This window comes from Streptomyces sp. NPDC107498, from assembly GCF_055582805.1.
The window spans coordinates 291,788-305,547 of record NZ_JBVJPE010000002.1 but is presented as its reverse complement, the minus strand read 5'-3'; the positions used below and the strand labels follow the sequence as shown (position 1 = coordinate 305,547).

The window sequence follows — 13,760 nt, the reverse complement described above, 5'->3', positions numbered from 1 at the left end:
TGGAGGGGATGTGGGGGGTGTGAAGAGGTGATGGGGAATCGCCGCCGTCCCGTGCGGTGCCTCACCGGCTCCGACGCCGGCGCTCCGGGGAATAGGGTCCGACGGGCCTATTCCACGGCGGCGGGGACACGGGTCAAGGGAACGGATTGACGGAGGCGATGTCGAGTGCGCACTGGTCCGGTGTCATTCACTCGCCTTTCCCTGCTGATCGACTGCACTTCATCTCAACACGTCGACCAAGGCTCCACCAGGGGGGTTTGAGCCAGTCGATCATCCGTCGAAAGGAAGGGTCACGAATCCACGGCGGGTGATTCCTCGGGAAGCCCCTCGAGTTCGCGGACGCGCTCGATCACTTCCTGGATGGACTTCAGGCTCTTGCGCGAGAGCCCGGCGGTCCGCAGCGCGACGCGCTGCACCTCCGCGTCCCGCAGGGCCATGAGGAGGGACAGCTGCGTGTCGACGGCCTCGGTCACCTGGTCGTCGAAGAAGTAGGCGGGGGGGACTCCGAAGAACTTCGCCAGGCCCTCGACGTGCCGGACGGTCGGGTTGTCGCGCTGCCCCTTGCGCAGCATGCCGATGTAACTGCCCGAGATGGGGATGCCGTCCGCGGTGATGGCGCGGGCGACTTCCTCGGACGTGTACGGGCCCCGGCCGGCAGGCGCCGTATGGCTGAACAGATGGGTGAGCTTGTCGGCCAGGGTGCGAGTGGGCGGTCTGCCCTCGGGGTTGGTCACGGCTACGCCTCCATCCGTGGTGCCCCAGCATACCTCCGGACTGGCGTGCGGACGTGCGCCATGTTCGTTAAATGTCAGTTGACTCGGTCGAGGTGCCGGAGTTAGCGTGGCCGCTGCTTGAACTGGTGTTGTGAGTAACGGACTTGTGAAGAAACATCAGTGGCGGTGCTGCGGGTCGGAGCGTCGTTCGGCCGCCGCACCGGCGCCGGACGGAGGCCTGGCGAGGTCGGTGCCCCGCGCGTGCGTGCAGTCGCCTGCTCGAACTCCGTTCCATCGGACGAAAGTGGAGACCCCCTCGGCATGGAATACCAGTCCACGAAAACGGCCGCACCTCACGTTCCGCACCAGATGTCCGCGGGAACCGCGTCCGCCCGACCGCGGGGGCGGACCGATCGCGGGGCCCTCCGCGTGCTCGCCGTGGCGAGGGAGTCCCCCGACTCCGACCTCCTCGTCCGGGGGCTGCGCCGGCACGGGTACGCGGCGGAGGGGCTCCGAACCGGCGCCGAGGCGCTCCGGGACCACCGGAAGGCCGATCTGCTCCTCGTCGACCTCGATCTGCCGGACCTGGACGGCGTGGAGCTGTGCCGCACCCTCCGGGCCGTCAGTGACGTCGCCATCATCGTCGTCACCGCCCGCGACACGGAACTCGACAGGGTCCTCGGCCTGCGTGCGGGAGCGGACGACTACGTCGCCAAGCCCTGCAGCCTCACCGAACTGACCGCGCGGATGGAGGCCGTGATGCGCAGGGTGCGGCCGCAGCCGGGCGTTCCCGAGGACGTCATCACGGTCGGCCCGCTGCACATCGACCACCGCGCCCGGGAGATCCGTCTGGACGGCCGGCACATCGGGGTGACGCGCAAGGAATTCGATCTGCTCTCCCTGCTCGCCTCACGGCCGGGCAGCGTCTTCTCGCGCCGACAGATCATGACCCAGGTGTGGAGCGATCCCCGGGCGAAACCCGGCCGGACCATCGACACGCACGTCAGCAGCCTGCGCAGCAAGCTCGGTTCCAGCCGGTGGATCACCACGGTGCGCGGCGTCGGCTTCCGTTTCGTCCCCTCCGGGTGACCGTTCCCCTTCCTCCTCCTCGCCGTCGTGCCGGAGGCCGGGGGTGCTTCCCCCGGTGAGCACCGCCCGGGGCGGCAACCGGCGCACGACCCGTCGCCGCAGCCCTCCCCGGATCGCGGCGGCGGCGGCGTGGCCGCCGCCCCAGGGCACGTCCACGACCGTCCAGCCGGCGGGCCGCGGAGGGGCGTCCGGTCCTCCGTCGCCCAGGTACACGTCCGAGGTCCAGCCGCCGACCCCGACGCCCGTTCCCTTGAGGTAGGCCTCCTTGCGGGTCCACAGCCGGGCGAACACGGCCGGCCGGTCGCCGGGCGCGCACCGCTCCACCTCCCGCCGCTCGCCCGGGTGGAGCGCCGTGACGCTCACGTCGACGCGCTCCGGCCGCGGCAGCCGCTCCACGTCGACGCCGACCGGCGCGGAGGCCACGCCGATGAGGACGGCACCCCGGCTGTGCGACAACGAGAAGTGCACGGCGGAGTCGACCAGCACCGGGCGGCCGTGCGGGGCGCCGCACCGCGGGCATTCCGCCCGGGCGAAGGCGACGTCCCGTGGCGCCGTCCCCGTGTACGCGGCCAGCAGCCGCCGCAGCGCGATGTGGGAGGCCACGTACCGCTCGCGGTCGACCGGCCGCCGGAAGGCGTCCGCGCGGCCGCGCTCGGCCCCGTCCAGTTCGTGCAGCGCGAGGGGGCCGTGCCGGCCGGCGGTCTCGGGCGCGGCGAACAGCCAGAGGTCCAGTCGCCCCGGCCCCGGTCGCGGTTCGGCCCCGAGCCGCGGGGCCCACGGGGCGGTCATGCGGCCCGGTCGCGCACGTCGTCCAACAGGCGTGCCTGGCGCAGCGTCGCCCCGGACGGGGCGACGCCGGCGCGCACCGAGGCGACGAAGGCGGCGACGGTGGAGGCCACCTGGTCGTGGGGGGCCAGCCGCACCTCCTCGTGCTTCCCGCCCCGGTGCAGGTCGATCACGGGGACGAGGTCCGCCGGCGGGGTGAACGCGCGGTCCACCGTGATCCGGCCCTCGCTTCCCCACAGTTCGTACCGGGAGAGGTAGGCGTGCTCGATGCCGAAGGCGACGTGGGCCGTGGTCCCCCCGGGCGTGCGCAGGAGCGCGGCGCCCGAGGTCTCGACCTCGCGGCCGCGCCCCCGGGCGAGCACGGCCCCGACGACCTCCAGGGCGGGCCCCAGGAGGTGGAGGGCCGCGCGCAGCGGGTACAGGCCGACGTCCGCGAGCGCGCCGCCGCCGAGCTCGGGGCGGTGGCGGATGTCGGAGTCCGGCAGGGCCGGGACGCTGAACGCCGCGTGCAGGGAGCGGAGTTCGCCGACGGCTCCGTCGGCGAGCAGGCGCCGTACGGTCTCGTGCCGCGGGTGGTGGACGAACATGACGTTCTCCATCAGCGCGAGCCCGCGGCCCCGGGCCAGGTCGAAGAGGTGCCCGGTCCGGGCGGCGTCGGCCGCGAGGGGCTTCTCGGCGAGCACGTGCTTGCCGGCGCGGAGGGCGGCCTCGGCCCACGGGTCGTGCAGGGAGGCGGGCAGCGGCACGTAGACGGCGTCCACCTCCGCGAGGTCGAGCAGAGCGGCATAGCCCCGCACCGCGCGGGCGCCGTAGCGCTCCGCGACCCGCTCCGCCTTCCGCGCGGAGCGGCTGGCGACCGCGACGACCTCGGTGTGCGGGGAGGCCGCGAAGGCGGGGAGCATCCGGCGCACCGCGATGTCGGCACAGCCGATCACCCCGATGCGCACCGGTCCGCTCATCGGAGGGGCCCCGTCGCGTGGAGGCACGCCAGCAGCGTGCGGCCCTGGACGTTGACGTAGTGGCCGTGCCGGACCAGGGACGTGAGCTGGGCCGGTGTGACCCAGGCGTAGCCCGGCGGTGGGTCCTGCGGCGCGTCGGCCTCGTCCGCGTCCACGATCAGATACCGGCTCTCGGCGTTGAGGAAGCGCCCGCCCTCCTCCGCGTGGACGGCCTCGTAGCGGATGCGGTGCGCCGGTGCCCGCAGCACCGCGTCGAGGAAGGGCGGCCGGTCCGGTCCGGCGAGGTGGGCGTAGTTGTCCGGGGTGTACTGCACGGTGGGGCCCAGTTCGACGGTGTCGAGGAAGCCGCCCTCGACGCGGGCGTGGACGAGGACGTGCGGGACGCCGTCGAACGCACGGGTGAGGAAGGCCGTGACGCCCCGGCCCACCGGCTCGAAGAGGGGCTGGGTCCAGCTCGTGACCTCGCGGTTGGCGGCTCGTACGGACACGGCCACCACCCGGAAGTAGCGGCCGTCCTCGTGCTCCACGGCGCTCTCGCCGCGCTTCCAGCGGGGGACGTCCACGAGGGGGACGCGCTCGGCCCGCACGTGGTGCCGGGAGCGTTCCCCGGTGATCCAGGAGAGCAGCTCGATGTCGCCGAGCAGCGCTTTCCGTCCGGTGTCCGGGTGGGGCAGACAGGACAGGACCGTGCGCGCGTCCATGTTGACGACGTTGTCCCGGTGGAGCAGTTCGGCGATCTGGCCGAGGGTGAGCCAGCAGAAGTCGTCGAGCAGCGGCACGTCGCCGGTGACCTCCACGAGCATGTTGCGGTTGGACTTGCGGTAGAACCACGAACCGTGCTCGGACTGCAGCACGTCGGCGATGACGCGGCCGCGGAGCGGGCCGGTGAAGTACTCGATGTACTTCACGCCCGCTCCCTCGTGGGCCCTGGTGTAGTTGCTGCGGGTGGCCTGGACGGTGGGCGAGAGCTGGAGCAGGCGGGGGTTGCCGGGCTCCATCTTGGCCTGCATGAGGAAGTGCAGGACGCCGTCGAACTCCTTGGCGAGGATGCCGAGGATGCCCACTTCGGGCTGGGTGATGACGGGTTGGTACCAGTCGGCGTACGGGCCGTCCCCGTAGGGGCCGGCCTCTTCCGTGACGTGCAGACCTTCGACGGTGAAGAAGCGGCCGCTGCGGTGCGCGAGGTTCCCGGTGCGCCCGTCGAACGACCAGCCGTCCAGTTCCGCGAACGGGATGCGGTCGACGCGGAAGTCGTTGGCGCGGCCCCGTTCGGCCAGCCAGGGGGTGAAGTCCTCGGTGCGGAGCAGGGCGCCTTCCGCGGTCGCGGCGGAACGCGCGACGCGCGAGGGGAGGAGCACGTCCTCACGCGGCCCGAGGGAGGAAAGAGGGGACGGCGAGGACATCAGAGGGCTCCCCGGGGCCGGTGCGCCGGACCGCGGCCGCGAGCGGCCACGAACTCCTTGACCGAGGCGACGACGTAGTCGAGCATCTCGTCGGTGAGCCCCGGGTAGACGCCGATCCAGAAGGTGTGGTCGGTGATGACGTCGCTGTTCGTGAGCTCGCCCACGATCCGGTGCGGTCGGCCGATGTAGGCGGGGTGCCGGGTCAGGTTGCCGGCGAAGAGCCGGCGGGTGCCGATCTTCCTCCCCTCCAGGAAGGCCACCAGCTCGGCGCGGCTGAACGGCGCCTCGGGGCGCACCGTGATCACGAAGCCGAACCAGCTCGGGTCGGACCGGGGGGTGGCCTCGGGGAGGAGCAGTCCCGGTACGCCCTCCAGACCGTCCCGCAGCCGCCGCCAGTTGCGCTTCCTGGCCGCGACGAAGTCGTCCAGCCTGGCCAGCTGGGTCAGTCCCAGGGCGGCCTGGATGTCGGTCGCCTTCAGGTTGTAACCGACGTGGGAGAAGATGTACTTGTGGTCGTACCCGGCGGGCAGGGTGCCCATCTGGTACGCGAAGCGCTTGAGGCACTTGTCGTTCTCGCCGGGCTCGCACCAGCAGTCCCGGCCCCAGTCGCGCAGCGACTCCACGATCCTGGCGAGGCCGAGGTGGGAGGTCAGGACGCAGCCGCCCTCTCCCATGGTGAGGTGGTGCGCGGGGTAGAAGCTGACGGTGGTCATGTCGCCGAAGGTGCCGGTGAGCTGTCCGTCGTAGAGCGCGCCGACCGCGTCGCAGTTGTCCTCGATGAGGAACAGGTCGTGCTCCGCGGCGAGTTGCGCGATCTCGGCGACCGGGAAGGGGTTGCCGAGTGCGTGCGCGATGACGATCGCCCGGGTGCGCGGGCCGATCGCGGCCGCCACCCGGTCGGCCGTCGTGTTGCAGGTGGCGAGGTCCACGTCCACGAAGACCGGGACGAGCCCGTTCTGCAGGATCGGGTTGACGGTCGTCGGGAAGCCGGCCGCGACGGTGATCACCTCGTCGCCCGGCTTCAGCCGCCTGTCCTCCAGGACGTGCGAGGTGAGGGCCGACACGGCGAGCAGGTTCGCCGAGGAGCCGGAGTTGGTGAGGTGGGCCTTGCGGCGCTTGAGCCGCCGGGCGAAGGCCGTCTCGAACCTGCGGGCGCTGTGGCCCGCGGCGATGCGCATGTCCAGTGCGGCCTCCACCAGGGCCGCCCGGTCCGTCTCGTCCAGCACCGCGCCGGACGGCCAGATCTCCGTGGTTCCGGGGACGAACTCCCTCTGCGGGGAGGCTTCCTGGTGGTACTTGCGGACCTCGTCGAGTATCCGTTCCTTGTGGTCGCTCACGGTGCTTCCTCTTCCATGTCCGGTGCGCGGGCCACCGAGCCGAGCGGTGGGTGTCCCGGCGGTAGCAGGGGCGCGAGCAGGTCGCGCAGGGAGTCGTCGAGGTGCCGGCGGGGCCGCCAGCCGAGGAGCCGTTCGGCGCGGGTGACGTCCAGCCGTTGCCGGGCGACGTCGGTGCGCGCGGGCGGCCCCTCGGGATCCACGGAGACCGGGACGTCCAGGCCGCTGAGCGCGACCAGGCGGTGGACCGGTTCGGACATCGGGACCGCCCTGCCGCTGCCCACGTTGATCAGCGCGCCCGTGACGACCGCTGCCGGTGCCGTGGCCGCGGCCAGCACCGCGGCCACGGCGTCGCCCGCGTCCACCAGGTCGCGGGCGGCGCACAGGGGCGGGAGCCGCAGTTCGGCGGCCTCCCCGCCGCGGGCGACGGCACGGGAGGCCTCCCCGAGATGGGCCGCGACCCGGCCGAGGAGGCTGCCTTCCGGTGCCCCGGCACCGATCACGTTGGCCAGCCGGAGCACGACGCCGTCGACGCCCCGCTCCGACGCGGCGCGCAGGACGGCACGGGTGCCCAGGAGCTTGGTGCGGCCGTAGGCGGTGACGGGGGCGGGTTCGTGGTCCTCGTCGGTGGCGGCGTCCGGCGCACCCGCCCCGTACTCGTGGACGCTGCCGAGATGGACGAGCCGCACCGGTGGACGGGACGGCCGGGCGAGGGCCGTGACGAGGCGCTCGACCAGGTGGACGTTGCCCGCGGCCATCTGCCGCTCGTCCGCCCCCCAGGCCCGGCCGGCGGCGTTGATCACCACGTCGGCGCCGGTCGAGTCCAGGAGCCCGGCGATCTCCTCCGGCTCCGCCGTCAGCAGGTCCAGACGGAGCGGCGCGCGGTCCCTCGCGGGGTCGTGCGCGCCGGTGCCGGACACGGAGTGGACCCGGGCGCCGAGGGCGGCGAAGGCCTCGCAGACGTGGCGCCCCAGGAATCCGGTGCCGCCCACGACGAGGACCGGGAGCCCGGCCACCGGACGGGCGTCAGGCCGCACCGTGCTTGACGGCTTTCCACCAGTCGGGGTTGTCGCGGTACCAGGAGACCGTCTCGGCCAGGCCCTCCTCGAAGCCGATCAGAGGGGCGTAACCGAGCTGCTCGCGGATCTTGGACTCGTCGATCGAGTACCGCAGGTCGTGGGCCTTGCGGTCGGGGACCCGGCGGATCATGTCCCGGGTCGTGCCGGTCAGTTCGAGGAGCCTCTCGGCCAGGGCGCGGTTCGTGTACTCGTTGCCGCCGCCGATGTTGTAGATCTCGCCGGGCTGCCCGTCGTTGAGCACCAGGGCCACGCCCCTGCAGTGGTCCGCCACGTGGAGCCATTCGCGGATGTTGAGCCCGTCCCCGTAGAGCGGGACGCGACGTCCTTCCAGCAGGTCCGTGACGAACCGGGGGATGACCTTCTCGGGATGCTGGTACGGCCCGTAGTTGTTGGAGCAGCGGGTGATGGACAGGTCCACGCCGTGGGTGCGCCAGTACGTCCGGGCGACCAGGTCCGAACCGGCCTTGGAGGCGGCGTACGGGGAGTTGGGCGCGAGGGGCCACTCCTCGGTCCAGGAGCCCTCCTCGATGGAGCCGTACACCTCGTCCGTGGAGACGTGGACGACCCGCTCCACGCCGCTCTCCAGCACGGCGTCCAGGAGGGTCTGGGTGCCGAGGACGTTCGTGCGGAAGAACTCGCCGGCACCCTCCAGGGAGCGGTCGACGTGGGTCTCGGCGGCGAAGTGGACCACGGCGTCGTGACCGGGCACGAGCGCGCGCACGAGGCCGCGGTCGCAGACGTCGCCGTGGACGAACTCGAGCCGGTCGTGCGAGGCGGGCAGGTTGTCCCGGTTGCCCGCGTAGGTCAGCTTGTCCAGGGCGGTGACGCGGGCACCGGCCCAGCCGGGGTACGCGTCGGCCAGCAGCTCGCGGACGAAGTGCGAGCCGATGAAGCCGGCCGCTCCGGTGACGAGGATCCTCATGCCGCGACCTCCACCCGGGTGTGGTCCCCGACGACCAGGCAGTGCCGGTCCGTGCCGGGGCCCGTGGTGCCGACGGAGGCGGCGCGCCCGATCAACGAGTCGCGCAGGCCGTGCACCCCGGTGACGGACGCCTCGTCGAGGGCGATGGAGCCCTCCAGCCGGCTGTCGCTCACCCGGCAGTCCCGGCCGATCGAGGTGTACGGGCCGATGTGGCTGTCCTCGACCAGGGTGTCGGCGCCGATGATCGCCGGGCCCTCGATGCGGGACCGCAGGACGCGCGCCCCCGCCTCGACCACGACCTGGCCGACGAGGACGCTGGTGGCGTCGACGTGACCGTCGACGCGCCGGCTCAGGCCGTCGAGGAGGTGGCTGTTGCACTCCAGGACGTCCTCCACCGCTCCGGTGTCCTTCCAGTAGCCGTCGTAGCGGCTGGCCCGGACGTCCGCGCCGGAGGCGACCAGCCACTGCACGGCGTCGGTGATCTCCAGTTCGCCGCGGGCGCTGGGCTCGATGGCCTCGACGGCCTCGTGGACGGCGGGCGTGAAGAAGTACACGCCGATCAACGCCAGGTCGCTGCGGGGCTCCGACGGCTTCTCGACCAGGCTCAACACCTCGCCGTCGGGGCCGAGTTCGGCGACTCCGAAGGAACGGGGGTCGGGAACCTCGGCCACGACGACCTGAGCGGCCGGCCGGTGCGCGGCGAACTCCTCGGCGACGTCGGCGACGCCGTCGGGCAGCATGTTGTCGCCCAGGTACATCACGAAGTCGTCGTCGCCGAGGAAGTCGCGGGCGACGGACACGGTGTGGGCCAGGCCCCGGGGCGCGTCCTGGGGGATGTAGGTGAGCCGCAGGCCGAACGGGGAGCCGTCGCCGAGGACGGCCTCGATCTCGGGGCCGCGGGTGCCGACGACGACGCCGACCTCGGTCACCCCCAGGTCGCGGACGCCCCGCAGCACGTGCACGAGGACGGGTGTGTTCGCGACGGGGATGAGCTGCTTGGGCATCGAGTAACTGAACGGCCGCAGACGGGTGCCGGATCCGCCTGCGAGCACCAGAGCCTTCATCGGGAGGTCCTTTCGGTTCGCGTGTTCGTGCCGGCCGTCCGGGCGCGCGGTGGTCACCGTCCGCCCCGGCCGGGCGCGGCGCCGGACGTGCCGACGGGGTCACGGCCGTGGGTCGGACGTACCGAAGCGTCGGACGATCGGCAGCTCCACGTACCGGTACAGCAGCCATGCCAGGGCGAGGGAGACGGCGAGGGCCGAGGCGAGGTAGCCGCTCACCGCGGCCGTCGAGTCGAACGGGCCGTGCAGCACGGTGATGTCCAGGGTGTGGAGCACCAGGTAGTGGCAGAGGTAGAAGGCGAACGAGGCGTTGCCGAGCAGCACCATCGGGCGCGAGGACAGTGACGTCGGCCGGCGCGAGACGTCCCGCTGCGCGGCGGCGACGACGAGCAGCACGCTGGGGAGCAGCAGGGGGGCCCGCCAGCCGAAGAGCATCGGGGTCTGGCCGGCCACGACGTAGCAGGGGACGAAGGAGAGCAGCACCCACGGCAGGCTGACCCGGGGGAAGCGGTGGCCGGCGACGAGGAGCGCGGCGAAGATGCCGATGAAGAAGTCGCAGAGGCGTCCCAGCGGGAAGACGTAGGCGAACCACATCGGGAAGCCGGCCGCGTGCGACTCGCCGACGAGCCGCGCGGCGGGCAGGGTGTAGGCGAGCACCGGTACGAGGAAGGCGGCCGCCGCGCAGAGGGCGAAGCCCGTCCAGAGCGCGCGGTGCCCCAGGCGGCGGAACCTCCCGATGACGAAGGGGAACACCAGGTAGAACACCGCCTCCACGGCCAGGGACCAGCCCGGCGCGAGGACGGCGAAGTTGATCCGCGGGTCCGGCGGCCACACCTGGACGAGGCCGGCGTAGGCGAGCAGGTCCTGCGGGCGGGTGCCCGTGCCCCACAGCAGCACGGCCGCGGCGGCGCCCACCACGTAGTACAGCGGCAGGATCTTGACGAACCTGCGGCGGTAGAACGCTCCGGTGCGCTCGTGGGCCCGTGCGGACCAGGTGAGGACGAAGCCGCTGAGGATGAAGAAGAAGCTGACGCCGAGGCCGCCCAGGGCGCCGGCCGCGGTGTTGAAGCCGGCTTGGAGGCGCGGGTCGGCGAAGCTGGGGAAGACCGGGCTGGAGGAGTGGCTCACGAAGACCGAGAGGGCCGCGAAGAAGCGCAGCCCGGTCAGGGAGTCGAGTCTGGCGCGGCGCCCTCCCGCGGGCGCCGCCGCCTCCTGGAGGGCCGTCCCCCGCTCGCGGGTCCCCGCGCTGTCGAGGGAGGTCACCGCGGTCTCGACCCCGCGGTCGGTGCCGGGGCGGGTGCCACGGCCGTCGGTTCCTGTGTCATGGACGGGTCTCCAAGGAGGTGAGGGGGTGCGCGGCTCGGGAAAACGCAAAGGGGACGCCGAAGAACGGCGTCCCCTGGGACGGTTCGGAGCGACGCTCCGAGGCGTCAGCCCGCGACGGGAGTCACGAGGTCGCGGGCAGGATGTTGTGGTTGGAGCGGAACAGGTTGGTCGGGTCGTACTTCGCCTTGACCTGGGCGAGCCGTTCCCCCGTGGCGCCCGGGAAGACCGCGTCCCGGATCTGCTCCTGGTCCACGTCCATGATGAAGTTGACGTAGGCGCCGGTGTCGGACTGCCGCATGGCGGCCGTGAACTCCTCGACCCAGCCCGCGTGCAGGTCGGCCTCGGCCGGGTCGGCGTAGACGGCGGAGAGGTGGGCCATGATCCGGCTCTGCCGGTGGGCGAAGGCCGTGGCCTCGGAGGGGACCCGCGCGATGGCCCCGCCCAGAACGCGCAGCTGCGCCCCGGCGACCATGGCGCTGGAGGCGGTGACGTGCTCCAGGACGGTCTCGGCGGTGGAACGGTCGACCCGGTCGATGAAGATGGTGCGCGACACGGTGATGGGGTGCTCCAGGGGGTCCGCCGGCGGGAACATCCCGGGGTACGGCATGGCCTGCACCATGTCGGCCAACGGCGGGGCGATGGCCCGGAACCGGCCGATGACCTTCTCGCCCTCCTCGGCGGGGCCGGCGTAGCACAGCATCGCGAGGATGATCGGGCGGCCGTGGTACTCCTCGGGCACGAACGGGAACGGCGGCGCCGTCCACACATTCACGATCGTGGAGAGCTCGTCGGGGGCGGCCTCGGCCTCGGCGACGAAGGCCTCCAGGATCTCGGGCGTCACCGGCAGCACCATCATGCCGCCGTACACGCCGTCGAGCCGGTGCAGGCGGAACTTGAAGCGGGTGACCACCCCGAAGTTGCCGCCGCCGCCGCGCAGGGCCCAGAACAGGTCGGGGTGGTCGTGCTCGTCCACGAGCAGCAGCTCCCCGTCGGCGGTGACGATCTCCGCGGCGAGGACGTCGTCGACGGTCATGCCGTACTTGCGGGACAGGTAGCCGATGCCGCCGCCCAGCGTGATGCCCCCGACGCCGACCAGGGAGCCGTCGCCGAAGCCGGTCGCGAGCCCGTGCTCGGCGGCGGCCACGGTGTACTCGCCCGTGGTGATGCCGGCCTCGGCCCAGGCCGTCCTGGCCTCGACGTCGATCTCCACCGCCCGCATGAGGGACAGGTCGAGGACGATGCCCCCTTCGCAGACGCTGTGCCCGGCGGGGCTGTGTCCGCCGCTGCGGACCGCTAACGCGAGGCCGGTCTCCCGCGCCAGCGCCACGACGGCCGCGACCTGGTCGGGGTTCGTGGGGCGCAGGATGACGGCGGGCCTGCGGTCGACGTCGCCCGCGTACACGGCACGTGCTGTTTCGTACTCGGCACCACCAGGCCTGATGACCTGTCCGTACTGCTCATCGGTGAGGTCACCGATCGAAAGGGGAATGCGGCCGAGGGGTGCTGTCACAGGCTGGCTCCTTGATGTACGTCGTCGGTTGATTCGCGCATCCCTTCCTCGGGATTCCGCGGACGTGTCGACCCTGCCACCTGATCGTTTTCGGTGTCAAACCCCGGAGGAAAGGCCCGTTCGAACTCGCCCGGCATCGGATTGTCCATTTCCGGCGGGCGGACATGCGTGGTCCCGGTGGATTCCGCGCGTGCGGAGGAACCCTTTACGGCTCGCCCGGCCGACGCGTCACGGAGCGCTTCCGGCCGGGGAAGCGCTCCGAATGAAACGCCGTATTCAGATCGCCCTGGCCTCGATGAGGTGGAAGCCGGGGCCGCCGAGGGGCGTCACCGACACGATCTCGAGCCCCGCCCGGTGGCACACGTCGTCGAACTCCGCGCGGCTGCGCTCCCGGCCGCCCCAGTTCACCAGCATGTTGAGATCGCCGAGGTAGAGCCCGACGGCGTGGGGGTCGACCACGTCGGACAGGACGGGCTCCACGATCAGGACGCGCCCGTCGGCCGGAAGCACCTCGCGGATGTGGCCGAGGATCGTGACGCACCGGTCGTCCGGCCAGTCGTGCAGGATGCTCTTGATCAGGTAGACGTCGGCGCCCGCGGGAACCGACGTGAAGAAGTCGCCCGGCACCGGGGAGCAGCGTTCCGTCAGGCCCTCGCGCCGCAGCGTCTCCGGGGCCTGGGCCAGGCCCTCCGCCGTGTCGTAGAGGACACCGGTGAGGGAGGGGTGCGCCCGCAGGACGCCGGCGAGCAGGGTGCCGTCGCCGCCCCCGACGTCGGCGACCGTGCCGAAGCGTCCGAAGTCGAAGGCGCCCGGGAGCACTTCGGCGGTGGCCCGGGTCGCCCGGCTCATCGCCTCGTTGAAGCCGGCGGAGCGTTCCGGGTGGTCCTTGAGGTAGCTGAAGAAGTCCTTGCCGAAGGCCTTCTCGAACGAGGTGTCGCCGGTGCGGACGCTGTCCGCCAGGTACTCCCAGCCGGGTCGCATGAGCTGCTCCATGAATCCGGAGGAGGTGACCAGCGAGGCCATGGAGCCAGGCCGCCCCGGGTCGAGGAGGGCACCCGCGGGGGTCACCGAGAAGGTGCCCGGCGCGGACTCCTCGAGGAGGCGCAGGCCCGCCAGGGCGCGGAGCAGCCGCAGGGTGGGCTGCGGTGCCGTGCCGGCCCCCTCGGCCAGGTCGGCGGCGGTCCTCCGCCCGTCGCCGATCAGCTCGACGATCCTCAGGTCGATGGCCGCGCGCACGGCGTGCGCCGCCAGGCTGCCGAACATGAGTTGAACGACGTATCCGCGGTCCTCCGGTGCGGCCGCCCGGACCTCGTCGTGCGCCACAGTGCTTCCCCTTCCGCTGGCTGTGCGTCCTCTGCGCTGTGCTGCCGGTCCGGTCGGCCGATCCGGGACGAACTCCGCAGGAGTCGTCCCCCTTTCGGTTGTGGGCGCCCGGACTGTGCCGCCCACACCTTTTTCTGTCAAATCCTGGATGAGGCGTCCGATCACATTCGGCCACGGCTGGAGTTTTCTCCACCCGCGGGGATTCACGCGATCGACAGAAGTTATTCCCCCGCTCTTTCTGGACCGACCGACCGC

11 protein-coding genes and 1 pseudogene are annotated in these 13,760 nt (G+C 72.3%); 1 reads left to right on the top strand and 11 read right to left on the bottom strand.

Going from position 1 to position 13,760, the window contains the following annotated elements; all coding sequences use genetic code 11:
* Window positions 1-290: 290 nt before the first annotated feature.
* Complete coding sequence (locus ACZ66Z_RS04620; RefSeq protein ID WP_469932522.1) at window positions 291-734, bottom strand: helix-turn-helix domain-containing protein; 444 nt, start codon at window positions 732-734, stop codon at window positions 291-293.
* 417 nt (window positions 735-1,151) lie between these two features.
* On the opposite strand from ACZ66Z_RS04620, the gene ACZ66Z_RS04615 reads away from it, so the two are divergent.
* On the top strand, window positions 1,152-1,802 hold the full coding sequence (locus ACZ66Z_RS04615; RefSeq protein WP_469932734.1) for a response regulator transcription factor: 651 nt from the start codon (window positions 1,152-1,154) through the stop codon (window positions 1,800-1,802).
* A 279-nt stretch (window positions 1,803-2,081) separates the two neighbouring features.
* Here ACZ66Z_RS04615 and ACZ66Z_RS04610 read toward each other — a convergent pair.
* The 10 genes and pseudogenes from ACZ66Z_RS04610 to ACZ66Z_RS04565 form a co-directional block, all read right to left on the bottom strand.
* Window positions 2,082-2,591 (bottom strand): annotated as a pseudogene (locus tag ACZ66Z_RS04610) (4'-phosphopantetheinyl transferase family protein); the annotation flags it as partial.
* Window positions 2,588-3,547 carry a Gfo/Idh/MocA family protein gene (locus tag ACZ66Z_RS04605; RefSeq protein WP_469932521.1) on the bottom strand — a complete coding sequence of 320 codons (960 nt, stop codon included), beginning with the start codon at window positions 3,545-3,547 and terminating at the stop codon, window positions 2,588-2,590. The gene ACZ66Z_RS04605 and the pseudogene ACZ66Z_RS04610, both read right to left, overlap by 4 nt.
* Window positions 3,544-4,950, bottom strand: a complete 1,407-nt coding sequence (locus ACZ66Z_RS04600) for an NDP-hexose 2,3-dehydratase family protein (protein ID WP_469932520.1) — start codon at window positions 4,948-4,950, stop codon at window positions 3,544-3,546. The genes ACZ66Z_RS04605 and ACZ66Z_RS04600 overlap by 4 nt, the downstream gene beginning before the upstream one ends.
* Window positions 4,950-6,287, bottom strand: coding sequence for a lipopolysaccharide biosynthesis protein RfbH (gene rfbH / locus ACZ66Z_RS04595; RefSeq protein WP_469932519.1), 1,338 nt, complete (start codon window positions 6,285-6,287; stop codon window positions 4,950-4,952). Before rfbH ends, ACZ66Z_RS04600 begins: the two co-directional genes overlap by 1 nt.
* On the bottom strand, window positions 6,284-7,300 hold the full coding sequence (locus ACZ66Z_RS04590) for an NAD-dependent epimerase/dehydratase family protein (RefSeq protein ID WP_469932518.1): 1,017 nt from the start codon (window positions 7,298-7,300) through the stop codon (window positions 6,284-6,286). The genes rfbH and ACZ66Z_RS04590 overlap by 4 nt, the downstream gene beginning before the upstream one ends.
* A 10-nt stretch (window positions 7,301-7,310) precedes the next feature.
* Window positions 7,311-8,285 (bottom strand): dTDP-glucose 4,6-dehydratase, encoded by a 975-nt coding sequence (gene rfbB / locus ACZ66Z_RS04585; protein WP_469932517.1) that lies wholly within the window; start codon window positions 8,283-8,285, stop codon window positions 7,311-7,313.
* A complete protein-coding gene (locus ACZ66Z_RS04580; protein WP_469932516.1) occupies window positions 8,282-9,349 on the bottom strand; it encodes a glucose-1-phosphate thymidylyltransferase in 1,068 nt (355 codons plus the stop codon). The genes rfbB and ACZ66Z_RS04580 overlap by 4 nt, the downstream gene beginning before the upstream one ends.
* Before the next feature lie 99 nt (window positions 9,350-9,448).
* Window positions 9,449-10,609, bottom strand: coding sequence for an acyltransferase family protein (locus ACZ66Z_RS04575; protein WP_469932515.1), 1,161 nt, complete (start codon window positions 10,607-10,609; stop codon window positions 9,449-9,451).
* A 184-nt stretch (window positions 10,610-10,793) separates the two neighbouring features.
* Entirely contained in the window at window positions 10,794-12,182 is a 1,389-nt protein-coding gene (locus tag ACZ66Z_RS04570; protein WP_469932514.1) for an FAD-binding oxidoreductase, read from the bottom strand.
* A gap of 276 nt (window positions 12,183-12,458) precedes the next feature.
* Window positions 12,459-13,505, bottom strand: a complete 1,047-nt coding sequence (locus ACZ66Z_RS04565) for a methyltransferase (protein WP_469932513.1) — start codon at window positions 13,503-13,505, stop codon at window positions 12,459-12,461.
* Window positions 13,506-13,760 lie beyond the last annotated feature (255 nt).